The sequence below is a fragment of the Blastococcus sp. HT6-30 genome, assembly GCF_039729015.1.
Taxonomy (GTDB): Bacteria; Actinomycetota; Actinomycetes; order Mycobacteriales; family Geodermatophilaceae; genus Blastococcus.
In genome coordinates, this window is record NZ_CP155792.1 from 2,634,946 (window position 1) to 2,657,186 (window position 22,241).

The window sequence follows — 22,241 nt, forward strand, 5'->3', positions numbered from 1 at the left end:
GCCGGCACCAGGGCCGGGACGCGGGCCACCGGGCCCCGGACGGGGACCACCGGCACCGGGCGCCGGACGCGGACCGCCGGCACCGGGCGCCGGACGCGGACCGCCGGCCGCGGGGCCGGGACGCGGGCCACCGGCCGCGGGGGCCGGACGCGGGCCACCGGCCGCAGGGGCCGGACGGGGAGCGCTGCTGAAGGGGTTGTTACCCGGTCGCGGGGCGGGCCGGGGGCCGGGACGCGGACCACCGGGTGCGGAACCGCCGGCCGGGCCCGGGCGGGGAGCTCCCGGACGCGGAGCCGACGGCTGCTGCGGCGGAGCCGCCGGAGCCGGGGCCTGCGCCGCCGGGGCCTGGGGAGCCGGGGCCTGGGGAGCCGGGGCCTGGGCCGGCGGCTGCGGAGCGGGCGCCGCGGGACGCGGACCCGGGCGCGGGCCGGGGGTGGCCGGGCGTGCCGGTGCGGACGCGGCCGGCGCCTGCGCAGCGGGAGCCTGCGGACCAGGCGCCGCGGCGGGAGCGGCGGGAGCGGCGGGAGCCGCAGGCGTGACCGGCCTGGCAGCCGGTGCACTCGGGCGCGGGGCTGCCGCGCCGTTGCCGCCACCGGTGGCGGCGCCGAGCGCCTCGCGGAGCCGCCGGGCCACGGGGGCCTCGACGGTCGAGGACGCGGACTTCACGAACTCGCCCTGCTCCTTGAGCTTGGCGAGCACGGTCTTGCTGTCGACACCGAACTCCTTGGCGAGTTCGTGTACGCGGGCTTTGCCTGGCACGGGTCTCCTCTTGGTGAGGCCGGCGGCTTGCCCGCTCGACCTCGTCGTTAGTGGCGCATGGTCATCGTGAGAACTTCACGGCTGAGTCATCCGACGGTGTCCTGTCGACGTGCGGACCGGCCTGGTGCCGGCCCGACTGGGTACTTCTGTCGCCCTCTCCCGGCCCGGTCCCGGTGGCCTCCGAGGAGACACCCAGGACGTGGGCCCGGAGCGGACCGACCTCCACGGGGGCGCTGGTGCGCAGCGCCCGCGGGAAGGCCCGGCGTCGCTCCGCCGCGCGCAAGCACTCCGCCGTCGGGTGCAGCGATGCACCTCGACCGGGGAGACGCCGCCGCGGATCGGGGACGAGGTCCCCGGCCACGACGACGACGCGCAGCAGGTCGTCGACCGGCGCCCGCTTCCGGCACCCCACACAGGTGCGGACCGGATTCGGCGTTTCGGCCACCTCCAACTCTAGCGCGTGGCCGGTCCGCGTTGTTCCGCGCGGCGCGGGGCCGAGCGGGAATCCCCTGCCGGGGGCTGCGACCGGGCCCCGGGTGCTCCGCCGCGTCCCCCGCCCGGGTGAGGCGGCAGGCCCGAGCGCAGCGGCGGGCGGCCCACTCCCGGGGAGGGGGTGGCGTCGGCGTCGTCCGCCTGGGCGTCGCTGCGGATGTCGATCCGGCAACCGGTCAGCCGGGCGGCGAGGCGGGCGTTCTGGCCCTCCTTGCCGATGGCGAGCGACAGCTGGTAGTCGGGGACGACGACCCGCACGGCCTTCGCCTGCGGGTCGACGAGCCGGGCGCTGCTCACCCGGGCCGGGCTCAGCGCGGAGGCGACGAACGACGCCGGGTCCTCCGACCAGTCGACGATGTCGATCTTCTCGCCGTGCAGCTCGCTCATCACGTTCCGGACCCGCTGCCCCATCGGGCCGATGCAGGATCCCTTGGCGTTGAGCCCCGGCACCGACGTGCGGACGGCGATCTTCGATCGGTGCCCCGCCTCGCGGGCGACGGCGACGATCTCGACGCTGCCGTCGGCGATCTCCGGCACCTCGAGCGCGAAGAGCTTGCGGACCAGGTTCGGGTGGGTGCGCGACACAGTCACCTGCGGGCCACGGAAGGTGCGGGACACCGCCACCACGTACGCCTTGATCCGGCTGCCGTGGGTGTAGGTCTCCCCCGGCACCTGCTCGGCGGACGGCAGCACGGCCTCGACCTTGCCGATGTCGATCATCACGATGCCGCTGGCGTTGCGCCGCTGGTCGGCCTGCACGATGCCGCTGACGATGTCGCCTTCCTTGCCGGCGTACTCGCCGAACGTCTGCTCGTGCTCGGCGTCGCGCAGCCGCTGCACGATGACCTGCTTGGCGGTGCTGGCCGCGATGCGGCCGAAGTCCGAGGGGGTGTCGTCCCACTCGCGGACGACCTCGCCGTCGGGCCCGAGCTCCTGGGCGAGGACGGCGACCTCGCCGCTCTTGCGGTCCACGTGCACGCGCACGTGCTTGGCCGCGCCCTCGGCGTGCCGGTAGGCGGTCACCAGGGCCGTCTCCAGGGCCTCGATCACCGTGTCGACCGGGATGCCCTTCTCCCGCTCCACCGCCTTGAGCGCGGTGACGTCGATGTTCACTCGTCTCCTCCGTCGTCGTCCGCGAGCTCGGCCCCGTCCAGGCCCTCGAGCTCGTCGGCGTCGTCCTGCGCGATGTCGTCCGCGGTGTCGTCGTGCGCGCCGTCGTCGACGGCGTCGGGGCGGGCGAACTCCACCTGCACGCGCCCCGCGCCGAGCTCCGCCCACGGCACCTGCCGCGGCTGCGGCGGGCGCTTCTTCGCCCCGGGCTTCCCCTTCGCCTCGACGGCCAGCGTCACGCCGTCGCCGTCGACCGAGGTGATCCGGCCGGTCAGCTGCTCGGCCGCCCCGGCCGGCCCCACCGCGACGGCCACGAGCCGCCCGGTGTTCCGGCGCCAGTGGCGGTGCTCGGTCAGCGGCCGGTCGATCCCCGGGCTGGTGACCTCGAGCACGTAGGGCGTGCGCCCCATCCCGTCGTCGTTGGTGTCGAGGACCTCGGAGACGGCGCGGCTGACCTCGGCGATGTCGTCCAGCGTGACGCCCTCGTCGCGGTCGACGACCACGCGGACGACGCTCCGCCGGCCGGCGGGGGTGACCAGGAGATCCTCGAGGTCGTACCCGGCCGCGGTGACGACGGGCCGGATCCAGCCGGTCAGCCGCTCGGTGGCGGGGTCGCTCCGGGTTCCGCGAGAGGCGGACACGCTTGCCTCCTCAGGCTCGGTCGGCCGCACGTTGCCGTGCGCACACCCCTGCGCCCGGCGCGGTGGACCTGCGTCGCTGGCCGGGCCGGTGTCCGGGGGAAGTGCCCAGGCTACCGCTCGCCGGGCACCTCCGGCCCGGCGCGGGGCCACCGGTGCACCGGCCGCGGCCGCTGGCACGGACGGGACCGGGCAGGGGTGCGGTGACCGCCCGGGGTTCCCGGCACGCCCGGCCGGCCGCACGACCGGCTGCCGACGTCCCCGGCTGAGAGGATGGCAGCGATGCCTCCCACCCCTTTCCCCGTGTCGCGAGCGTTCAGCCGCAGGACGCTGCTGGGGGTCTGCACAGCGGGTCTCGCCGTCGCGGCCGCCGGGTGCACCTGGTCGCCCGCGGTGGACGAGCGGGACACCGTGACCAGCGCGCAGGCCGAGGAGCTCACCGCCCAGGTCGCGGTGCAGGAGACCCTCGTCCGGGCCTACGAGCTGGCGTTCGCCGCCGACCCGGCGCTGGCCGCGGCCGTCGCGGACATGGCGGCCCAGGCCGACGAGCAGCTCGAGCGGCTCCGCGGCGCCGCGCCCGGCAGCACCCCGTCGGCCACCGCGCCGCCTGGCCTCCCGCCGGCGGGCCAGGGGCAGGCCTGGCTGCGGACGCAGGTCGCCGTCGCCGCGGCCTCCCACGCCGCCGCCGCGCTGGGGCAGTCCGGTGGGCGCGCTGCCCTCCTGGGCTCCATCGCCGCGGGCCTGCGCGGCCACGACGCACGACTGGCATGACGGAGAGCGGCCATGGCTGACGACGAGACGACCGACACCGCGGGCGAGATCGCGGCCCTCGACACCGCGCTGGCCGCCGAGCACGCGGCGGTGTGGGGGTACGGCGTGGTCGGAGCCGCACTGCCGGCCGGCCAGCGGGCGGCCGCGGTCGCCGCCGAGAACGCCCACCGCGACGTCCGTGACCAGCTGATCGCGCTGCTGGGCCAGCGCGGTGCGGAGCCGGCGCAGCCCGAGGCGGGCTACGCGCTGCCGTTCCCGATCCTGTCGGCGGTCGACGCCGCGGCCCTGGCCGCCGTCCTGGAGGACGGCGTCGCAGCGGCGTGGGTGCGGGTGCTCCACCGGGCCGTGGAGCGCCCCACCCGTGCGCTGGCCATGGACGTGCTCGGCGCCGCGGAGGTGCGGGCGGTCGGCTGGCGCGCAGCGGCTGGGCTGCCCCAGGTCACCCGGGCGTTCCCCGGTCTCCCGCTGAGCTGAGCGAGGACCTCGTCCAGGGCCCCGCTCAGCCGCCGAGCGACCCCAGGAAGGCGTCGGTCACCGCGACCGCGGCGCTGCTGGACTGCCCGCCCTCGACCAGCACGGCGAAGGCGACGTCGCCCACCGGCCCGCCGAGCTGGTAGCCCATGAACCAGCCGTGCGAGTCCGGCGGCGTGTTCGTGCCGTACTCCGCGGTCCCCGTCTTCCCGTAGACCTCACCGCGGTCGGCGAGCGCCTGGGCGGTGCCCGACAGCACGACCTGGCGCATCATCGGCCGCAGCGCGTCCAGCACCCCGGCCGCCGGCCCCGCCGGCATGGATCCCGCCGCCTCGGCACCCACCACCTCCACCGGGGCCGCCGGCGTCCCGCCGGCGATGCCCGCGGCGACGAGCGCCAGCTGGGCCGGGCTCATGAGCACCTGCCCCTGCCCGATGGCGTTGGCCGCCTTCGTCGTCCCGGTGCTGTCGCGCGGGACGCTGCCGCCGAAGACGTCCACCGGCAGGTCCCAGTCGGTGCCGACGCCGTAGGCCGCCGCCGCCTCGGCCAGCGCCGCGTCCGGCAGGTCCATCCCCTGCTGGATGAAGGTGGTGTTGCACGACTGCGCGAAGGCCTCGGTGAACGGAACGGTGCCGAGGTCGAACTGGTCCTGGTTCTCGAACTCGCGGCCCTCGACGGTCGTCGTGCCCGGGCAGGCCACCGGGGTCGACGGGGTGAGGGCGCCGGCGGACAGCAGCGCGGTCGCCGTCACCGTCTTCATGCTCGAGCCGGGTGGGTACTGGCCGCGCAGGGCGTTGCCCGGGTCCGCGACCTCGTTCGAGGCCACCGCGAGGATCTCGCCGGTGCCGGGGCGGACGGCCACCAGGTGGGCGGGCCGGGACTCCCCCGCCACGGCGGTGTCCGCGGCCCCCTGGATCGCCGGCACCACCGGCGTCTGCACCGGCTGCCCGGCGACGGGGGCCACCGACGCGAGCTCCCGGCCGGCGTCGCCGGTCGCCTCGTCGGTGCTGGCCACCGAGACGGTGTACCCGGCGGTGCCGGCGAGCTGCTCCTGGTAGGCGCGCTGCAGGCCGGACAGGCCCAGCTGGTCACCGGCGGCGTACCGCGGCTCGCCGTCCTCGGCGGACTCCGCGATGATCTCTGCGGTCGCCGTCCCGACCCGCCCCAGCAGTGCCTCCGCGAAGCGGGCGCTCGGCGCCAGCAGCCGGGTGTCGGTGGGGAAGACCGCGCCGGGCAGGTCGAACACCTGCGCGCGGATCTCCTCGAAGTCGGGCCGGCGCAAGGTGATCACCGGGACGAACTGGCCGGCCGGGGCGGCCTGCACGTCGGCGGCGATCTCCTGCGGATCGATCCCGGTGGCCGCGCCGAGAGCTGACGCCAGCGCCGTCAGGTCGGTGACCCGGGCGGGGTCGACGCCCACGTTCACCACCTCGGTCGGGGTGAACAACGGGGCGCCCGAGGCGTCGGTGATCGGGGCGCGATCGGGCAGGGCGCGCTCGAGCTCGAGGTGCTGCCCCTCCCCCAGCTCCGGGTGGACCATCGCCGGCTCGGCGAGGACCTCCCAGGTGTCGTCGCCCTCCTGCAGCCGCAGGGTGCCGCCGTAGCTCCACTCGGGCGCCGCCTCCAGGTCCCAGGTCGCGGTCCAGCCGACCGTGGCGGCGCCGTCGTCGACGGTGACCTCGCCGACCTCGGCGGTCAGCTGGGCGCCGGGCAGGTCACCGGCCGTCTGCTCGAGCAGGGCGGTGGCGGCCGCGGGGTCGGTGGTCGCACCGGCCGCCGCGGCGGTGTCGCCGGCGACCCAGTCGTCGAGGAACGCCTCCGCGGCCGCACGCACGTCGTCCTCGCTGCTGCCCGAGCAGCCGGCCAGCACCGGGGCGGCCAGCAGGAACGTGATCAGCAGGGGTGGGGTGGGGCAGCTTCGCACCGGACCAGCCTGTCATGCGACGGCCCACTGCAGGTTTCCGCGCCCAGCCTGCGAGGCGGGGGCAGAGGGGCCCTCCGTCAGAACAGCACGCTGGCGTACTCGCCCACCTCGGAGAAACCCACGCGCCGGTACGCGGCCCGGGCGCGGGTGTTGTAGTCGTTGACGTACAGGCTCACCACCGGGGCGATGACCGCGCGGGCGTACTCGACGACAGCGGCGGTGCAGGCGGTGCCGACGCCCTGCCCGCGCAGCGGAGGTGCGACCCAGACACCCTGGACCTGGCACGCGGCACGGCACACCGCACCGATCTCGGCCTTGAACAGGACCCTGCCGTCCTCGATCCACGCCAGCGACTGACCGGCCCGCACGAGCTCGTCCACCCGGGCCCGGTAGCCGGCGCCCCCGTCGGTCCGGAGGGGGCTGACCCCGACCTCCTCGGTGAACATCGCGACGGCGGCCGGCAGCAGGACGTCCAACTGGTCCGGGCGCACCGGCCGCACCCGCGGTTCGGGGGCGACGGCGGGCGGACCGTCGATCGCCATCAACGGCTGCCGGGGCCGGTGGTCGCGGGCGGGCCCCCACACCGGGGCGAGGAGCTCCCACATCGGCCCCACGGCGGCCGACGGGCCCACGATCGTGGAGCAGCGGCGACCGGCCCGGCGGGCCCGCTCGGCGAAGGCGACCGCGGCGGCGCGCTCGGTCCCCGGCCGGGCGAACGGGATGAGGTTGGCGCCGGCCAGGCACACCGCGTCGAGCTCCCGGCCGGTGCCGATGCCCCAGAGCGGGGCCCCCAGGGCGAGCGGCGCCGTCCCCGCGACCTCGACCCGGCCGGCGATGACGCAGGCGGCGACGGGATCGGTTGCCAGCAGCCGCTGCACGGCCGGCTCGTCGGCCCCGTCGAGGACGCGGGCGGCAGGCGTACGGAGCATGGGTCAGCTGACGGTGACGACCGGCGGCCCGGAGGGCTCGCCGGCGTCGACGTGCTCACCGGCGATGCGCATGGCCTCCTCGATGAGGGTCTCGACGATCTGCGACTCGGGGACGGTCTTGACGACCTCGCCCTTGACGAAGATCTGGCCTTTGCCGTTGCCGGAGGCGACCCCGAGGTCGGCCTCGCGCGCCTCGCCGGGGCCGTTGACGACACAGCCCATGACGGCGACCCGCAGCGGCACCTCCATGCCCTCCAGGCCGGCGGTGACCTCGTTCGCCAGTTTGTAGACGTCGACCTGGGCGCGACCGCAGGACGGGCAGCTGACGATCTCCAGCCCGCGCTGCTTGAGGTTCAGCGACTCCAGGATCTGGTTGCCGACCTTGACCTCCTCGGCCGGCGGCGCGGAGAGCGAGACGCGGATCGTGTCGCCGATCCCCTGGCTCAGCAGCGCACCGAAGGCGACGGCGGACTTGATCGTGCCCTGGAATGCCGGCCCCGCCTCGGTGACGCCCAGGTGCAGCGGGTAGTCGCACTGCGCGGCCAGCAACTCGTAGGCGCGGACCATGACCACCGGGTCGTTGTGCTTGACCGAGATCTTGATGTCGCGGAAGTCGTGCTCCTCGAACAGCGAGCACTCCCACAGGGCCGACTCGACCAGCGCCTCGGGCGTGGCCTTGCCGTACTTGGCGAGCAGCCGCTTGTCGAGTGACCCCGCGTTGACGCCGATCCGGATCGGGGTGCCGGCGTCCTTGGCCGCCTTGGCGATCTCGCCGACCTTGTCGTCGAACTTCTTGATGTTGCCCGGGTTCACCCGGACCGCGGCGCAGCCGGCGTCGATCGCGGCGAAGACGTAGCGCGGCTGGAAGTGGATGTCGGCGATCACCGGGATCTGCGACTTCTTCGCGATGATCGGCAGCGCCTCGGCGTCGTCGGTGTCGGGCACGGCGACGCGCACGACCTGGCAGCCCGACGCCGTCAGCTCGGCGATCTGCTGGAGCGTGGCGTTGATGTCGGCGGTCTTGGTGGTGCACATCGACTGCACGCTGACCGGGAAGTCGCTGCCGACGCCGACACCGCCCACGTCCAGCTGTCGGGTCTTGCGCCGGGGCGCGAGGACGGGCGGGGGCGCAGCGGGCATGCCGAGGCCGACGGGGATCGCCATGCCGCCCAGTATCCCCCGCTGCCGCGTCCGCGCCGGTGAACCGGTTGTGACGTGCACGTCCGGGGACGCCGGTCCGGTCCAGGAGCTCACCGCGAGGTTGCGCGCGGGAAGGAGGACGGGGTCCTTGCTCAGCCCAGGCGGACGGGGTTGACGACGTCGGCGATGAGCAGCAGCAGCGACAGCCCCAGGAACAACCCGGCGACGGCGTAGGCGACGGGCATGAGCCGGGCGATGTCGAAGGGGCCGGGGTCGGGCCGCCCGCGCAGTCGCGCCACCGTGGACCGCACCTTCTCGTAGAGGGCCCCGGCGACGTGCCCACCGTCCAGCGGGTAGATCGGCAGCAGGTTGAACAGGAAGAGCACCAGGTTCATACCGGCCAGCAGCTGGATGAAGTAGCCGATCTTCTGGCCGGCCGAGAAATCCTCGAAGGCGAAGACCTCGCCGGAGATCCGGCTGACCCCCACCACACCGATGGGGCCGAGCGGATCCCGCTCCTCGCCGAGGAAGGCGGCGCGGAAGAGCTGGGGCACCCGCTCGGGGATCTCCAGCAGCCGGTCCACCGACCGCACCAGGATGTCGCCGAAGTGCCCCGGGACCTCGGTCAGCGACTGGCGCACCTCGCGCGTGGCCGGGCTGATGCCGACGAAACCGACGGTCTGCGTCGCCTCGCCGTCCGCGTCGGTGTAGACGGTGTTCTCGATCGGGGTGACCGTCAGGTCCCGTCGCTCCCCGTCGCGCTCGACGGTGAAGACGATGGGCTCGCCGGCGCTGGCCTGGATCGTCTCCTGCACCTGCTCCCAGCCCACGTCGGTCTCCCGGGGAACCGGCTCGCCGTCGAGGGCGACCACCGTGTCGCCCGGCTGCAGGCCGGCCCGGACGGCAGGGCTGCGCGGCGGCAGGGCGCAGCCGGCGGCACCGGCCTCGCACCGCTCGCCCTCGGGCGTGATCGGGATCGAGCACGGCTCCTCGGCCCGGGCGGTCGCCGCGCCGGCGGGAAGCACGCACTCGGGGACCTCGGCGATGCGGGTGGTGATCTCCGGAATGCCGAAGCCGGTCAGCACGATCGTGAAGAAGACGACCGCCAGGACCAGGTTGTGGAAGGGCCCGGCGAACATCACGATGACGCGCTGCCACCAGGGCTTCTTGTAGAAGACCCGGTCCCGGTCGCTGGGCAGCACGTCGTTGAGCGCCTGCCCGCGCACCTCGGCGATGAAGCTGCGCATGCGGGTGGCGCGCTTGCTCTCGCCCTCCTCGGCCGGCGGGATCATGCCGACGATGCGGATGTAGCCGCCGAGCGGGATGGCCTTGACGCCGTACTCGGTCTCGCCGCGACGGCGGGAGAACACGGTGGGGCCGAAGCCGACCATGAACTGCGGCACGCGCATGCCGAACTTCCGCGCCCACCAGAAGTGGCCCGCCTCGTGGAAGGCGATGGAGAACATCAGGCCCAGGGCGAAGAGGACGATGCCCAGGACCGTCAGCAGGATCCCGCTCAGCTCAGCCTCCGGCGATGACGCCCCGGGCGTGCTCCCGGGCCCACTTCTCCGCCGCCAGCACGTCCTCGACGCAGGTGGGGGCGCCGAGGTCCGGCGCGTCGTCGAGCGTACGCGCGACGAGCTGGACGATTCCTGGGAACGAGAGGCGACCCGCCGTGAAGGCGGCGACCGCCTCCTCGTTGGCGGCGTTGTACATGGCCGGCACCATCCCACCGGCTTCCCCGGCCGCGCGGGCCAGCCGCACGGCGGGGAACGCGTCGGAGTCCAGCGGCAGGAACTCCCAGGTGCTCGCCGTCGACCAGTCCAGGGCCGGCTGCACGTACGGGAGCCGGTCGGGCCACGCCAGGCCGAGGGCGATCGGCAGCCGCATGTCCGGCGGGCTGGCCTGCGCGATCGTCGCGCCGTCGGCGAAGGTGACCATGGAGTGCACGATCGACTGCGGGTGCACCACGACGTCGATGTCGGCGTAGGGAACGCCGAACAGCAGGTGCGCCTCGATCAGCTCCAGCCCCTTGTTGACCAGGGTGGCGGAGTTGATGGTCACGACCGGGCCCATCGCCCAGGTCGGATGGGCCAGCGCCTGGTCGACCGTGACCTCCGCCAGCTCCGCCGCCGTCCGGCCCCGGAACGGCCCCCCGCTCGCGGTGAGCACGAGCCGGGCGACCTCGTCGCGGGCTCCGCCGCGCAGGCACTGGGCCAGCGCGGAGTGCTCGGAGTCCACGGGCACCAGCTGGCCCGGCCGGGCCGCGGCGAGCACGAGCTCCCCGCCGGCGACCAGCGACTCCTTGTTGGCCAGCGCCACCGTGCGGCCGGCCCGCAGCGCCGAGAGGGTCGGGCCCAGGCCGATCGAGCCGGTGATCCCGTTGAGGACGACGTCGGCGGGGCGTGCGGCCAGCTCCTCGGCCGCGCGCGGGCCGGCCAGGATCTCCGGCAGCGAGTACTCCCCCTTCGCCCAGCCGCGCTGGGAGGCCGCGGCGTAGAAGGCCAGCTGCAGGTCCTGGGCAGCGGTGGCCCGGGCGACGGCGACGGTGCGCACGCCGAGCGCCAGCGCCTGCTCGGCGAGCAGGGCGACGTTCCCGCCGCCGGCGGCCAGGCCGGTGATGCGCAGCCGGCCGGGGTTCTGCGCCGCGACCGCGAGCGCCTGCCGGCCGATGGAACCGGTCGAGCCGAGGACGGTGACCTGACGCGGGGTGCTCACCCCGGCATCCTCCCCGACCCGCCGGGCCGGACCACCTCGGGCGGTGTCATCGGCCGGCTGCTGCCAGAATGGCGGCGTGACCGAGGCATTCCACTCCCCGTCGACCCAGCGGGTCAACCAGCCCGGACGAGAAGAGGGCGTCGTCCGCGCCGGTGAGCACCCCGTCGAGCACGAGCAGCCCGAGGACTGGGGCTGGCACGGGGAGACCGGCTCGTGGGGCCAGATCGGCGGCTGGATCGCCGTGGCGATCCTGCTGCTCTTCATGGTCGGCACCCACGAGGGCCGGGTCGAGGACCTCTGGGTCCTGGGCATCGCCGGGACCATGGCGCTGATCCTCATCTGGGACCTCCGCCGGAAGAAGACCGCCTGGCGCCGCTGAGCACCGCATGCACCGAGGCCCCGCGTCCCCGTTCCCGGGAATGCGGGGCCTCGTCGTTCCCGGGATCGCGGCTCAGCTGACCGAGACGCCGATCGCCGCGCCGATCAGGTAGGTGATCCCGGCCGCGGCCGCGCCGAGGAGCAGCTGCCGCAGGCCCGAGTACCACCAGGGGCGCGGGGTGAAGCGGGAGGACAGCGCTCCGGCCACCAGCAGCCCGAGTCCACCGCAGAGCAGCGCGACCCACAGCAGGGGGACGCCGAAGAAGTAGGGCAGCAGCGGGAGCACCGCGCCGGTGGCGAAGGTCAGGAAGGACGACACCGCCGCCACCCGCGGCGACGGCCGGTCGTCGGTGCTCACGCCCAGCTCGGCGAGCACGTGCAGCCGCAGCGCCGTCTCCGGGTCGGCCGAGAGCTGGACGGCGACCTGCCGGGCGAGCCGGGCGTCGACGCCGCGGTCCTGCAGCATCGCGGTGAGCTCGGCCAGCTCGCCCACCGGGTTGCGCTCGAGCTCGCGGCGCTCCTTCTCGATCTCGAGGTCCAGCTGCTCGTTCTGGGTCCTCACCGAGGTGTACTCACCCAGCGCCATCGACACCGCACCGGCGACCAGGCTGGCCACCCCGGCCAGCACGATGGCGCGCGGCGCGGCGCCACCGCCGCCCACGCCGGCGACCAGCGCGGTGTTGGTGACCAGGCCGTCCATGGCGCCGAAGACGGCGGCCCGCAGCCAGCCGCCGCTGACGTCGGCGTGGCTGTGCTCGTGGGCCTCGCCCCCCGGCGGGGCCGCGGGGCTCACTCCCCGTCCGCCTCGGAACCCCGGGAGACGGGCGCCTCGACGCTGGGGGTGGGCAGCGCCACCGCCGGCACGCCGTCGACCTGATCGGCGGCGGCGAGCTGGCCGCAGGCGCCGTCGATGTCCTGACCGCGGGTGTCGCGCACCGTCGTCGCCACGCCCGCGGCCCGCAGGCGGGCGACGAACTCGCGCTGCGCGGGGAGCGGGCTGGCGTCCCAGGGGCTCCCCGGGGTCGGGTTCAGCGGGATGAGGTTCACGTGCGCGAGCTTTCCGGCCAGCAGCTTGCCGAGCAGGTCGGCCCGGAACGGCTGGTCGTTGACGTCGCGGATGAGGGCGTACTCCACCGAGTACCGCCGCCCGGTCCGCTGGGCGTAGGCGTCCGCGGCGTCGATGACCTCACCCACCTTCCAGCGGGTGTTGATCGGCACCAGGGTGTCGCGCAGCTCGTCGTCGGGCGCGTGCAGGCTGACGGCGAGGGTGACGTTGCGCCCCTCCTCGGTCAGCCGGCGGATGGCCGGCACCAGGCCGACGGTGGAGACCGTCACCGACCGCTGCGACAGCCCCAGCCCGTAGGGGGAGGTGCCGAGGAGGGCCTCGAGGGTCTTGCGGACTCGGGCGTAGTTGGCCAACGGCTCCCCCATGCCCATGAAGACGACGTTGGACAGCCGGCCCGGTCCCCCGGCGACCTCGCCGTTCGCCATCGCCGCGGCGGCGGCCACCGCCTGGCCGATGATCTCGGCGGCGGACAGGTTGCGGGTCAGCCCGGCCTGGCCGGTGGCGCAGAAGGGGCAGGCCATGCCACACCCGGCCTGGCTGGAGATGCAGACGGTGGCCCGGTCGGGGTAGCGCATGAGCACGCTCTCCACGAGCGCGCCGTCGTGCAGGCGCCACAGCGTCTTGCGGGTGCGCCCGTCGTCGGCCGTCTGGTGCCGCACGGGGGTGAGCAGCGCGGGCAGCAGCGCCTCGCGGAGCGGTTCGCGGGCGGCGGCCGGGATGTCGGTCATGAGCGCGGGATCGGTGACCCCGCGGTAGTAGTGCCGGGCCAGCTGGTCGGCGCGGAAGGCCGGCTGGCCCAGCTCGGCGACCGCCGCGCGGGCCTCGTCGCGGGTGAGGTCGGCGAGGTGGCGGGGCGGCTTGCCGCGGCGGGGGGCGTCGAAGACCAGGGGCAGGGCAGTCATGGCGTCCTCCATGGTCCCACCTCTGCGCGCCCGGTCGCGGTCCGGAGACCGAACTCACGCGGGCGGGGCCGATCCCTGGCAGTGTCTGGGGCATGAGCCGACTGGACGACGTCGACCTGAGCCTCCGCCTGGACAAGAAGGAGGCCAAGAAGCAGCTGGCCGCCGCGCAGGAGCGGCTGGTCCACCTGCGGCTGCTGCTGGGCGGGCAGATCGGCCCGGGCGAGCTCGGCCCGCCGCTGCTGGTCGTTTTCGAGGGCTGGGACGCGTCGGGCAAGGGTGGCGCGATCCAGCGGCTGGTCGGCGAGCTGGACCCCCGCCACGTCCGGGTCGCCCAGTTCGCCGCCCCCACCAGCGACGAGAAGCGGCACCACTTCCTGTGGCGCTTCTGGCCGGTGCTCCCCGGCTGGGGCGGCATGGCCGTGCTCGACCGGTCCTGGTACGGCCGGGTACTGGTCGAGCGGGTGGAGGGCTTCGCCCCCGAGGAGGCCTGGCGGCGCGCGTACCAGGAGATCGTCGACCTGGAGACCTCGCTGGCCGCCGAGGGAACGGTGCTGGTGAAGTTCTGGATGCACGTCTCCCCCGAGGAGCAGCTGCACCGCTTCGAGTCCCGTCGGGCGAACCCGTACAAGGCGTGGAAGCTCACCGACGAGGACTGGCGCAACCGGGAGAAGCGCGGGGAGTACGAGGCGGCGGTCGAGGAGATGCTCGAGCGCACCTCCACCCCGGTCGCCCCCTGGCACGTGATCCCCGCCGAGGACAAGCGGTGGGCGCGGGTGGCCGTCGTCCGCACGGTGTGCGAGGCGGTCGAGGCGGCGCTGCACGCGCGGGGCATCGACCCCGACCCGCCGCTGGCCGGCGACTGACGGGGGCGGACCGGCCCGACCGCTCACGCCCCGGCCGTCGTCGACGCGCTCGCCCGCTACCCGGCCGGACCACCCGGTGGCGGCCGCGTCGGAGAGCTGCTCAGAGGGCTTGACCAGGGCCTCCCCGGCCGGCCCTGACCTCCCCGTCGGAGGGCACCGGGGCCGCGTGCTGCCGGATCCAGGCGTGCATGGCGATGCCGGCGGCGACGCCGGCGTTGATCGAGCGGGTCGAGCCGAACTGGGCGATCGACACGGTCGTCTCCGCTCCGGCGCGGGCCTCCGGCGTCAGCCCGGGCCCCTCCTGGCCGAAGAGGAGCACGCAGCGCTCCGGCAGGGCGGCCGTCTCGATGGGCACCGCGCCGGGCCCGTTGTCGACGGCGACGACGGCGAGGCCCTCCCCGGCCGCGTGCGCGAGCAGGCCGCCGACGTCGGCGTGGTGGCGCAGGTGCTGGTAGCGGTCGGTGACCATCGCCCCCCGCCGGTTCCACCGCCGCCGGCCGACGACGTGCACCTCGGCGGCGAGGAAGGCGTTGGCGGTGCGCACCACCGTGCCGATGTTGAGGTCGTGCCCGAAGTTCTCGATGGCGACGTGGAACGGGTGCCGACGCCGGTCCAGGTCGGCGACGATCGCCTCGACGGTCCAGTAGCGGTACCGGTCGACGACGTTGCGCCGGTCGCCCTCGGCCAGCAGCTGCCGGTCGAGGCGCGGGTCGTCCGGCCACGGCCCCTCCCAGGGCCCGACGCCGACCGTCGTCCCCCAGTCGCTCGGGCCCGCCGGGACGTCGTCGCTCACGCCGGGAATGGTTCCAGCCCGTCGCCGAGCCACTCCAGCCGGCCGCGTGGCGGGCCGCCCTGCGGGACGGGGGCATCCGACCGGACGCGGACGGCATGGTGCACCTGTCGACGCCGGAGCAGGTCCACCTGCCCGCGGGCCGGCTCTTCCCCGGCCGCCGCGACCTCGCGCTGCTCGTCGTCGACCCGGCCCGGCTCCCCGACCCGGTGCGGTTCGAGCCCGGGCGCCCCGACGACCCGGAGGGCGCGCTGTTCCCGCACCTGTACGGCCCGCTACCGGCGAGCGCGGTCGTCGCCGTCGTGCCCTACCGCCCGCCGGCGCCGCTCCGGCTGCCGGCCCCCGGCGACGCGCTCGCCCGGGCGCTGGCGTTGTGCACCTCCGTCCCCGTCCGCCGGGCGGTCGGCGTGGGCGACGTGCCCGGCGGCGTGGCGGTGCTCGACCCCGGCGTCCCGCACTCCCGGGACAACAACCGGCTCGTGCTCACCGAGCCGGTGGACGCCGCGGCCGTCGAGGCGGCGGCCGCGGAGGTGGGCGGCATCGCCGGGTGGCCGTACCTGGCGGCGCTGCTGGCGTGGCCCGGCGCGGCGACGGTCGCCGCCACGCTGGCCGGCAGCGGCTGGGCCGTCGAGGAGCTGGTGCTCATGGCCCGCAGCACCGACGTGCCGGTGCCGGGTTCCGGTGCGCGCGCCGAGGTGGTCGACCAGCGTGAGCTGCACGACCTGTGGGAGCGCTCCTGGCGGGGCGGGCTCGCCTCGCCCGGCGACCGGCTGGAGGCGGCGGTGGCCCAGTTGATCGGCCGCGAGGAGCTCAACGACCGCGTGGTCACCGTCACCGACGTCGTCGTGCGGGAGGAGGGCCGCGTCGTGGCCGCCGGCCAGCTGCGGGTCGACGGCGCCACCGCCGCGGTGGAGTCGGTGCTGACCGATCCGGCCGCCCGCGGGCGCGGGTACGCCGATGCGGTGCTGGCCAGGATCCTGGAGCTGGCCACCGACGCCGGCTGCGACCTGGTGGTGCTCGAGGCCGCGGGAGGCGACTGGCCCCGGCACTGGTACGCCCGGCACGGGTTCGAGGAGATCGGCAGCACCTGGACGGTGGACCGCCCCGCGTGACCTATGCCGGCGCGAGCGCCGTCAGCAGCAGGTAGGCCGCGGCCGCCGACGGCAGCAGCGAGTCGAGCCGGTCCATGATCCCGCCGTGACCCGGCAGCAGGTCGCCCATGTCCTTGATGCCGAGGTCGCGCTTGATCAGCGACTCGGCGAGGTCGCCCACCGTCGCGGACACGGCGAGCACCGCACCGAAGACCAGCCCGGCCCACCACGGGGCGTCGAGGCCGAGGAGGAGGATCGGGGTGGCGACGAGCATGCAGGTGACGATCGAGCCGGCCATGCCCTCCCACGACTTCTTCGGGCTGATCGAGGGCGCCATCGAGTGCTTGCCGAACAGGACCCCCGCGGCGTAGCCGCCGACGTCGCTGGCCACGACGGTGGCGATGAACGCCAGCACCCGCGTCGCACCGTCGTCGGGCACGAGCAGCAGAACCGCGAAGCCGGCCAGCAGCGGGACGTAGAGCGCGACCAGGACCCCGGCGGCGGCGTCCCTGCGGTAGCCGACCGGCCCTCCGGCCAGCCGCCAGAGCAGCACGGCGACCGCGGTGAGGAGGAATCCGGTGAGCAGCCCCGTGGGGCCGCGGGTCCAGGCGAGGACCTCCATCGCGAAGGCACCGACCAGCGAGGGCACCAGCGGGGCGGAGAACCCGCCCTTCCGCAGCGCCCGCGTCAGCTCCACGACGGCCACGAGGATGGCTGCGACGAGCACGCCGAGGAACGCGGGGCGCCAGACGAACAGCGACGCCAGGACGATGCCGACCAGCCCGAGGCCGACGCCGATCGCCGCCTGCAGGTTCCGCCCCGCGCGGCTCACCGGCTGTTCCGTGGTGGGCAGGTGCGCGAGCTCCTCGGGCAGCGGCATGGCCGTCGCCGTGGGGACGTCGTCGGCCGAGGGTGGAGGCGCCGGGTCCTGGGGAACCGGGACCGGAGGGCGCGGGGGCAGCGGCGGGAGCGGTCGCGACGCCGCACGCGGCACCGGACCGGTGTCGTCGCTCCGCCGGTCCGCACCCGGCGCCCGGGTGCCGAACCGCGGAGACGGTTCGGCACCCCGGTGCAGGGAGTGCGGGCGGTCGGCGGAGGGAGGCGTCATGGGCGTGTGGCCGCGACGAGGTCAGACCTCGAGCAGCTCGCTCTCCTTGTTCTTGACCGCGTCGTCGATGCCCTGGGTGTGCTTGGCGGTGAGGTCGTCGAGCTCCTTCTCCGCGCGGCGCACCTCGTCCTCGCCCGCCTCGCCGTCCTTGACGATGCGGTCGAGCTCCTCCTTGGCACGCCGGCGGATGTTGCGGATCGCGACCTTGGCGTCCTCGCCCTTGCTGCGGGCCTGCTTCACCAGGTCGCGGCGGCGCTCCTCGGTGAGCTGCGGGAACACCACGCGCAGGATCTGGCCGTCGTTGGTCGGGTTGACGCCGAGGTCGCTGTCGCGGACGGCCTTCTCGATGGCCGTCAGCTGAGACATGTCGTAGGGCTTGATGACCGCCATGCGCGCCTCGGGCACGGTGATCGACGCCATCTGCGGCACCGGGGTGTACGCCCCGTAGTAGTCGACCATGATCTTGCTGAACATCGAGGGAGCGGCCCGGCCGGTGCGCACCGAGCCCAGGTCCTCGCGCGCCACCGAGAGGGCCTTGTCCATCCGTTCCTCGGCGTCGAGCAGGGTGTCGTCGATCACGGGTAGTCCCTCCTGCGGCCTGCCCCCCACGGTGGGGAGCTCGTCGGGCCGTCGTCCTCGTGGTTGCGCCGGCGGCCGGCCGGTCAGGCCGGCTGACTGATCAGCGTGCCGATCCTCTCACCTGCGGTGGCGCGGGCGATGTTGCCGTCGCGCAGCAGGTCGAACACGACGATCGGCATCTGGTTGTCCATGCAGAGGCTGATCGCCGTCGCGTCGGCCACCTTCAGCTGCTTGGACAGCACGGTGCCGTAGTCGAGGCCGTCGTACATGACGGCGTCGGGGTTGGTGCGCGGGTCGTCGTCGTAGACGCCGTCGACGCCGTTCTTGCCCATGAGGAGCACCTGGCACTCGATCTCCAGGGCACGCTGCGCGGCGACGGTGTCGGTGGAGAAGTAGGGCATCCCGGCGCCGGCGCCGAAGATGACCAGCCGCCCCTTCTCCAGGTGCCGGATGGCCTTGCGCGGGATGTAGGGCTCGGCGACCTGCCCCATGGTGATGGCCGACTGGACCCGGGTCTGCAGACCGGCCTTCTCGCAGAAGTCCTGCAGCGCCAGGCAGTTCATGACCGTGCCCAGCATGCCCATGTAGTCGGCCTTCGTGCGGTCCATGCCCGCCTGGGAGAGCTCCGCGCCGCGGAAGAAGTTGCCCCCGCCCATGACGACGGCGATCTGCGTGCCCCGCGACACGACCTCGGCGAGCTGCTCCGCGATGCCCTTGACGATGTCGGCGTCGACACCGACCTTGCCTCCGCCGAAGGACTCACCGGAGAGCTTGAGCAGCACGCGCTGGTACCCGCTCCCGTCGGCCGGCTGGAAGGCGGTGGGGGCGGACAGCGGCGTGGTGGTGTCGGTCAACGATTCATCCCTGGAGTGGTGTCGATGGGTGCTGTCGGTGGAGTGATCCTGCCGCATCCCGGTGCCCGGCTCCTGCCGAGCGCGGCCCGCGGACGGAGCCGGACAGACGACCGGCCCCGTCCCACGAGGGGAACGGGGCCGGTCATCGGTACCGGATGCGGCTCAGGCCTGGCCGACCTCGAAGCGCGCGAAGCGCTCGACGGTCATGCCCGCCTCGTCGACGATCTGCTTGACCGTGCGCTTGGGCTCGGTGATCGACGGCTGCTCGAGCAGGACGAAGTCCTTGTAGTAGGCGTTCACCCGGCCTTCGACGATCTTGGTGATCGCCTGCTCGGGCTTGCCCTCCTCCTTGGCGGTCTGCTCGGCCACGCGGCGCTCGGTCTCGACCGCCTCGGCCGGGACCTCGTCACGGGTGAGGTAGCGCGGCCGCGCGGCGGCGATGTGCATCGCCAGGCTGCGGGCGGCGTCCTCGCTGCCACCGGAGTACTGCACGGCGACGCCGATGGCCGGGGGCAGGTCGGTGGCCCGCTTGTGCAGGTAGGTGGCGGTGGTGCCCTCGAAGGCGGCGAAGCGGGACAGCACCAGCTTCTCGCCGATGCGGGCCGACTCCGCCTCGATCAGGGCGGCGACGGTCTGACCGTCGACCTCGGTGCCCAGCAGGCCCTCGGCGTCGGCCGGCTTGTTGTCCAGGCCGATCTCGAGCAGCCGCTCGGCGAGCTGCACGAAGTCGGCGTTCTTGGCGACGAAGTCGGTCTCGCAGTCCAGCTCGAGCAGCGCGCCGTCCTTGCTCACGACCACGCCGTTGGTCGTCGAGCGCTCCAGGCGCTTGCCGACGTCCTTCGCGCCCTTGACCCGCAGCAGCTCGACGGCCTTGTCGTAGTCGCCGTCGGCCTCGGTCAGGGCCTTCTTGCAGTCCATCATGCCGGCGCCGGTGGCGTCGCGGAGACGCTTGACGTCGGCTGCGGTGAAGGCAGGCATGTCTTTTCCTCTTGGTCTGTCGGTGGTGCGATCAGCGAAGGTCTGGCGGTGGCGCCGTCCCGCCCGCCACCGGGCGGGACGGCGCTCGACCGTCAGGACTCGAGGGTCTCCTTGCCACCAGTGGTGGCGGGCACGCCCTCGACCGGGGCGACCTCGTTCGCGGTGACCGCCGGCGGCTCGGCCGGGGTCTCGGGCAGCGGCGTGGCAGCGGCCTGCTCGTCGGCGGTGCCGCCGGTCAGCAGCTCGCGCTCCCAGTCGGCCAGGGGCTCGCCCGCGGCCACGGCCGGCTCGCCGCCGTCCTCCCGACCGGCGTTCGCCTGTGCGGCCGACCGGGCCATGAGCCCCTCGGCGACGGCGTCCGCGACGACCCGGGTCAGCACGGTGATGCTGCGGATCGCGTCGTCGTTGCCCGGGATCTTGTAGTCGACCTCGTCGGGGTCGCAGTTGGTGTCGAGGATCGCGACGACCGGGATGTTGAGCTTCCGGGCCTCACCGACGGCGATGTGCTCCTTCTTGGTGTCCACGATCCAGATGGCGCTGGGCACCTTCTGCATGTCGCGGATACCGCCGAGGCTGCGGTCGAGCTTGGCCTTCTCGCGGCTGAGGACCAGCTGCTCCTTCTTGGACAGGCTGACCAGCACGCCGGTCTGCTCCATGTCCTCGATCTCCTTGAGCCGCTGGAGACGCTTGTGCACGGTCTGGAAGTTGGTGAGCATGCCGCCGAGCCAGCGCTGGTTGACGTAGGGCATGCCCACGCGCTGCGCCTGCTCGGCGACGACCTCCTGCGCCTGGCGCTTGGTGCCGACGAACAGGATCGAACCGCCGTGCGCGACCGTCTGCTTGACGAACTCGTAGGCGTTGTCGATGTACCCGAGCGTCTGCTGCAGGTCGATGATGTAGATGCCGTTGCGCTCGGTGAAGATGAAGCGCTTCATCTTCGGGTTCCAGCGACGGGTCTGGTGCCCGAAGTGCACGCCGCTGTCGAGCAGCTGCTTCATGCTGACGACTGCCATATCGCAGCCTCTCTGCGTCTGCGCGCGGCCGCAGGGCCGCGCTGATTCCGGTTGTCGCGGGCTCCGGTTGGCGCCCGCCCTGGCGTCCAGCGGCACCACTCCCCCGGCTGGGCCGGGACCGAGGTGGCGACTGCCCCGCCGATCGGCGGGAAGAGGACGCGCGAAGTCGACCCGTCGGAACGGGCCGCACCGGACAGCATACGCGACGCCCGCCGGGGCTTTTCCCCAGTCACCGGGCCTGTCCACCGACCCGGTCCACCCCTCCCGTGACGGGTCCGGCCCCCGCAGGGTCGTCGCATGAGGTCCGGGGTCGCGGTCGTGCTCGCGCTGGTCGCCGTCACCGTGCTGGCCCCGGCCGGGGCGACGGCCGGACCGGCACCGCCGGCCGCCTCCGCGGGCGGCACCGCCGCCTGGGTCGCGCCGCTGCCCGGTGAGCCGGTGGTGGGCCGGCCGTTCGAGCAGCCACCGCGCCGCTACGGGCCCGGGCACCGGGGCGTCGACCTCGTCGGGGCACCCGGCTCCCCCGTCCTCGCGGCCGGCGACGGGGTCGTCGTCTTCGCCGGGATGGTGGCCGGCCGGCCGGTGGTGAGCGTCGGCCACGCGGGCGGCCTGCGGACGACGTACGAGCCGGTGGAGCGCACGGTCGGCGCGGGGGCGCGGGTGACCCGCGGCTCGGCGATCGGAACGCTGGCGCCCGGGCACGACCGGTGCCCGGCAGCCGCCTGCCTGCACTGGGGGCTGCGCCGGGGGGCGGACTACCTCGATCCGCTGGCGCTGCTGCGCCCGCCGCGGCTCCGCCTGCTGCCACTGGGCCGGATCAGGCCAGGTGCTCGATGAAGTGCACGTCGCCCGCAGTCATCACGCGATGTCGGCGAGCTTGGTGCGCAGGTGCAGGACGGCCTTGGTGTGCAGCTGGCAGATCCGGCTCTCCGTGACGCCGAGGACGCGGCCGATGTCGGCGAGCGTGAGCCCCTCGAAGTAGTAGAGGGAGACGACGACCTTCTCCCGCTCGGGCAGCTGTTCGACGGCGCGGGCCAGCAGCTGCCGGGCCTCGCCGTGCTCTGCCATCGCCTGCGGGTCCAGCGCGCTGGGGTCCCGCAGCGTGTCGCCCAGGCGGGGTGAGCCGCCGTCGTCGTCGGTGAGCAGCTCGTCGAGGGCGACGACGTTGACCAGGGAGAGCTGGCCGAGGAACTTCCGGATGTCCTCGACGTCCATGTCCATGGCGTCGGCGACCTCCTCGTCCGACGGCGTCCGGTGGAGCTTGCTCTCCAGCTCGGCGACGGTGCGCTCGAACTGGCGGGCCTTGACCCGCACCGACCGCGGGATCCAGTCGGTGTTGCGGAGCTCGTCGATGATGGCGCCGCGGATCCGCGACATCGCGTAGCTCTCGAACTTGACCTCGCGGGTCGGCTCGAAGCGCGTGATCGCGTCGATGAGCCCGAACGTGCCGTAGGAGATGAGGTCGGCCTGCTCGACGTGGGCGGGCAGACCGCTGCCGACCCGGCCGGCGACGTACTTGACCAGGGGCGCGTAGTGGAGGATCAGCCGGTCCCGCAGGGCGGGGTCCCGGTCCTCCGCGTAGCGCGCCCACAGGTCTGTCAGCAGGGCGTCGGCGTCCTCGCCGGGCTCGTCGATGCGGCGGATGGTTGCCTCAGACACGGTCGCGC

At 74.4% G+C, this 22,241-nt stretch carries 23 protein-coding genes and 1 pseudogene; 6 read left to right on the top strand and 18 right to left on the bottom strand.

Going from position 1 to position 22,241, the window contains the following annotated elements; all coding sequences use genetic code 11:
* Window positions 1-615 precede the first annotated feature (615 nt).
* The 4 genes and pseudogenes from ABC795_RS12685 to rimP all read right to left on the bottom strand — a co-directional run.
* A pseudogene (locus tag ABC795_RS12685) lies at window positions 616-759 on the bottom strand (translation initiation factor IF-2 N-terminal domain-containing protein); the annotation flags it as partial.
* Between the two features lie 61 nt (window positions 760-820).
* Complete coding sequence (locus tag ABC795_RS12690; protein ID WP_347057545.1) at window positions 821-1,204, bottom strand: YlxR family protein; 384 nt, start codon at window positions 1,202-1,204, stop codon at window positions 821-823.
* Between the two features lie 8 nt (window positions 1,205-1,212).
* Window positions 1,213-2,364 carry a transcription termination factor NusA gene (gene nusA / locus ABC795_RS12695; RefSeq protein WP_347057546.1) on the bottom strand — a complete coding sequence of 384 codons (1,152 nt, stop codon included), beginning with the start codon at window positions 2,362-2,364 and terminating at the stop codon, window positions 1,213-1,215.
* A complete protein-coding gene (gene rimP, locus ABC795_RS12700; protein ID WP_347057547.1) occupies window positions 2,361-3,002 on the bottom strand; it encodes a ribosome maturation factor RimP in 642 nt (213 codons plus the stop codon). The genes nusA and rimP overlap by 4 nt, the downstream gene beginning before the upstream one ends.
* A gap of 279 nt (window positions 3,003-3,281) precedes the next feature.
* Between rimP and ABC795_RS12705 the strand changes: the two genes are divergently transcribed.
* Complete coding sequence (locus ABC795_RS12705; protein WP_347057548.1) at window positions 3,282-3,770, top strand: hypothetical protein; 489 nt, start codon at window positions 3,282-3,284, stop codon at window positions 3,768-3,770.
* Window positions 3,771-3,782: 12 nt separating this feature from the next.
* Window positions 3,783-4,244 (top strand): ferritin-like domain-containing protein, encoded by a 462-nt coding sequence (locus tag ABC795_RS12710; RefSeq protein WP_347057549.1) that lies wholly within the window; start codon window positions 3,783-3,785, stop codon window positions 4,242-4,244.
* A gap of 25 nt (window positions 4,245-4,269) precedes the next feature.
* On the opposite strand, the gene ABC795_RS12715 is transcribed toward ABC795_RS12710, so the two are convergent.
* The 5 genes from ABC795_RS12715 to dxr all read right to left on the bottom strand — a co-directional run bounded on the left by ABC795_RS12715 (window position 4,270) and on the right by dxr (window position 10,952).
* On the bottom strand, window positions 4,270-6,165 hold the full coding sequence (locus ABC795_RS12715) for a penicillin-binding transpeptidase domain-containing protein (protein ID WP_347057550.1): 1,896 nt from the start codon (window positions 6,163-6,165) through the stop codon (window positions 4,270-4,272).
* Between the two features lie 77 nt (window positions 6,166-6,242).
* Window positions 6,243-7,094, bottom strand: a complete 852-nt coding sequence (locus tag ABC795_RS12720; protein ID WP_347057551.1) for a GNAT family N-acetyltransferase — start codon at window positions 7,092-7,094, stop codon at window positions 6,243-6,245.
* A 3-nt stretch (window positions 7,095-7,097) separates the two neighbouring features.
* Complete coding sequence (gene ispG, locus ABC795_RS12725) at window positions 7,098-8,258, bottom strand: flavodoxin-dependent (E)-4-hydroxy-3-methylbut-2-enyl-diphosphate synthase (RefSeq protein ID WP_347057552.1); 1,161 nt, start codon at window positions 8,256-8,258, stop codon at window positions 7,098-7,100.
* A 128-nt stretch (window positions 8,259-8,386) separates the two neighbouring features.
* Complete coding sequence (locus tag ABC795_RS12730; protein WP_347060721.1) at window positions 8,387-9,754, bottom strand: site-2 protease family protein; 1,368 nt, start codon at window positions 9,752-9,754, stop codon at window positions 8,387-8,389.
* A gap of 1 nt (window position 9,755) precedes the next feature.
* Complete coding sequence (gene dxr, locus ABC795_RS12735; protein ID WP_347057553.1) at window positions 9,756-10,952, bottom strand: 1-deoxy-D-xylulose-5-phosphate reductoisomerase; 1,197 nt, start codon at window positions 10,950-10,952, stop codon at window positions 9,756-9,758.
* Between the two features lie 76 nt (window positions 10,953-11,028).
* Here dxr and ABC795_RS12740 point away from each other — a divergent pair, with 76 nt between their 5' ends.
* The gene (locus ABC795_RS12740) at window positions 11,029-11,331 is read left to right on the top strand and encodes a DUF2631 domain-containing protein (protein WP_347057554.1); all 303 of its coding nucleotides are present in this window, start codon (window positions 11,029-11,031) and stop codon (window positions 11,329-11,331) included.
* Between the two features lie 72 nt (window positions 11,332-11,403).
* Here ABC795_RS12740 and ABC795_RS12745 read toward each other — a convergent pair whose 3' ends face one another.
* Together ABC795_RS12745 and rlmN are read right to left on the bottom strand one after the other, a co-directional pair.
* Window positions 11,404-12,123, bottom strand: a complete 720-nt coding sequence (locus tag ABC795_RS12745; protein WP_347057555.1) for a VIT1/CCC1 transporter family protein — start codon at window positions 12,121-12,123, stop codon at window positions 11,404-11,406.
* Window positions 12,120-13,298: a 23S rRNA (adenine(2503)-C(2))-methyltransferase RlmN gene (rlmN, locus tag ABC795_RS12750; RefSeq protein ID WP_347057556.1), complete on the bottom strand. Its 1,179-nt coding sequence runs from the start codon at window positions 13,296-13,298 to the stop codon at window positions 12,120-12,122. Before rlmN ends, ABC795_RS12745 begins: the two co-directional genes overlap by 4 nt.
* 92 nt (window positions 13,299-13,390) lie before the next feature.
* Here rlmN and ABC795_RS12755 point away from each other — a divergent pair, with 92 nt between their 5' ends.
* Complete coding sequence (locus ABC795_RS12755; RefSeq protein ID WP_347057557.1) at window positions 13,391-14,161, top strand: UDP-galactose-lipid carrier transferase; 771 nt, start codon at window positions 13,391-13,393, stop codon at window positions 14,159-14,161.
* A gap of 100 nt (window positions 14,162-14,261) precedes the next feature.
* Here ABC795_RS12755 and ABC795_RS12760 read toward each other — a convergent pair whose 3' ends face one another.
* The gene (locus ABC795_RS12760; protein ID WP_347057559.1) at window positions 14,262-14,954 is read right to left on the bottom strand and encodes an RNA methyltransferase; all 693 of its coding nucleotides are present in this window, start codon (window positions 14,952-14,954) and stop codon (window positions 14,262-14,264) included.
* 95 nt (window positions 14,955-15,049) lie between these two features.
* On the opposite strand from ABC795_RS12760, the gene ABC795_RS12765 reads away from it, so the two are divergent.
* On the top strand, window positions 15,050-16,063 hold the full coding sequence (locus tag ABC795_RS12765; RefSeq protein ID WP_347057560.1) for a GNAT family N-acetyltransferase: 1,014 nt from the start codon (window positions 15,050-15,052) through the stop codon (window positions 16,061-16,063).
* A gap of 1 nt (window position 16,064) precedes the next feature.
* Here ABC795_RS12765 and ABC795_RS12770 read toward each other — a convergent pair whose 3' ends face one another.
* The 5 genes from ABC795_RS12770 to rpsB form a co-directional block, all read right to left on the bottom strand.
* Window positions 16,065-16,922 (bottom strand): phosphatidate cytidylyltransferase, encoded by an 858-nt coding sequence (locus ABC795_RS12770; protein WP_347057561.1) that lies wholly within the window; start codon window positions 16,920-16,922, stop codon window positions 16,065-16,067.
* Between the two features lie 249 nt (window positions 16,923-17,171).
* Entirely contained in the window at window positions 17,172-17,729 is a 558-nt protein-coding gene (frr, locus tag ABC795_RS12775) for a ribosome recycling factor (protein WP_347057562.1), read from the bottom strand.
* 83 nt (window positions 17,730-17,812) lie between these two features.
* The gene (pyrH, locus tag ABC795_RS12780) at window positions 17,813-18,562 is read right to left on the bottom strand and encodes a UMP kinase (protein WP_347060722.1); all 750 of its coding nucleotides are present in this window, start codon (window positions 18,560-18,562) and stop codon (window positions 17,813-17,815) included.
* Window positions 18,563-18,745: 183 nt separating this feature from the next.
* A complete protein-coding gene (gene tsf, locus ABC795_RS12785; RefSeq protein WP_347057563.1) occupies window positions 18,746-19,561 on the bottom strand; it encodes a translation elongation factor Ts in 816 nt (271 codons plus the stop codon).
* Window positions 19,562-19,653: 92 nt separating this feature from the next.
* Window positions 19,654-20,574 (bottom strand): 30S ribosomal protein S2, encoded by a 921-nt coding sequence (gene rpsB, locus ABC795_RS12790; RefSeq protein WP_347057564.1) that lies wholly within the window; start codon window positions 20,572-20,574, stop codon window positions 19,654-19,656.
* Between the two features lie 297 nt (window positions 20,575-20,871).
* On the opposite strand from rpsB, the gene ABC795_RS12795 reads away from it, so the two are divergent.
* Window positions 20,872-21,411: a M23 family metallopeptidase gene (locus ABC795_RS12795; protein WP_347057565.1), complete on the top strand. Its 540-nt coding sequence runs from the start codon at window positions 20,872-20,874 to the stop codon at window positions 21,409-21,411.
* A gap of 21 nt (window positions 21,412-21,432) precedes the next feature.
* Here the strand turns inward: ABC795_RS12795 and whiG are convergent, their stop codons facing one another.
* A complete protein-coding gene (gene whiG, locus ABC795_RS12800) occupies window positions 21,433-22,233 on the bottom strand; it encodes an RNA polymerase sigma factor WhiG (protein ID WP_347057566.1) in 801 nt (266 codons plus the stop codon).
* Between the last annotated feature and the right edge of the window lie 8 nt (window positions 22,234-22,241).

Coding starts and splice junctions, on each gene's coding strand:
- rlmN (WP_347057556.1), bottom strand. CDS start 13,298: ATGACTGCCCTGCCCCTGGTCTTCGACGCCCCCCGCCGCGGCAAGCCG.
- ABC795_RS12755 (WP_347057557.1), top strand. CDS start 13,391: ATGAGCCGACTGGACGACGTCGACCTGAGCCTCCGCCTGGACAAGAAG.
- rpsB (WP_347057564.1), bottom strand. CDS start 20,574: ATGGCAGTCGTCAGCATGAAGCAGCTGCTCGACAGCGGCGTGCACTTC.
- ABC795_RS12770 (WP_347057561.1), bottom strand. CDS start 16,922: ATGCCGCTGCCCGAGGAGCTCGCGCACCTGCCCACCACGGAACAGCCG.
- ABC795_RS12720 (WP_347057551.1), bottom strand. CDS start 7,094: ATGCTCCGTACGCCTGCCGCCCGCGTCCTCGACGGGGCCGACGAGCCG.
- ABC795_RS12710 (WP_347057549.1), top strand. CDS start 3,783: ATGGCTGACGACGAGACGACCGACACCGCGGGCGAGATCGCGGCCCTC.
- ABC795_RS12795 (WP_347057565.1), top strand. CDS start 20,872: ATGAGGTCCGGGGTCGCGGTCGTGCTCGCGCTGGTCGCCGTCACCGTG.
- tsf (WP_347057563.1), bottom strand. CDS start 19,561: ATGCCTGCCTTCACCGCAGCCGACGTCAAGCGTCTCCGCGACGCCACC.
- ispG (WP_347057552.1), bottom strand. CDS start 8,258: ATGGCGATCCCCGTCGGCCTCGGCATGCCCGCTGCGCCCCCGCCCGTC.
- ABC795_RS12705 (WP_347057548.1), top strand. CDS start 3,282: ATGCCTCCCACCCCTTTCCCCGTGTCGCGAGCGTTCAGCCGCAGGACG.
- ABC795_RS12765 (WP_347057560.1), top strand. CDS start 15,050: ATGGTGCACCTGTCGACGCCGGAGCAGGTCCACCTGCCCGCGGGCCGG.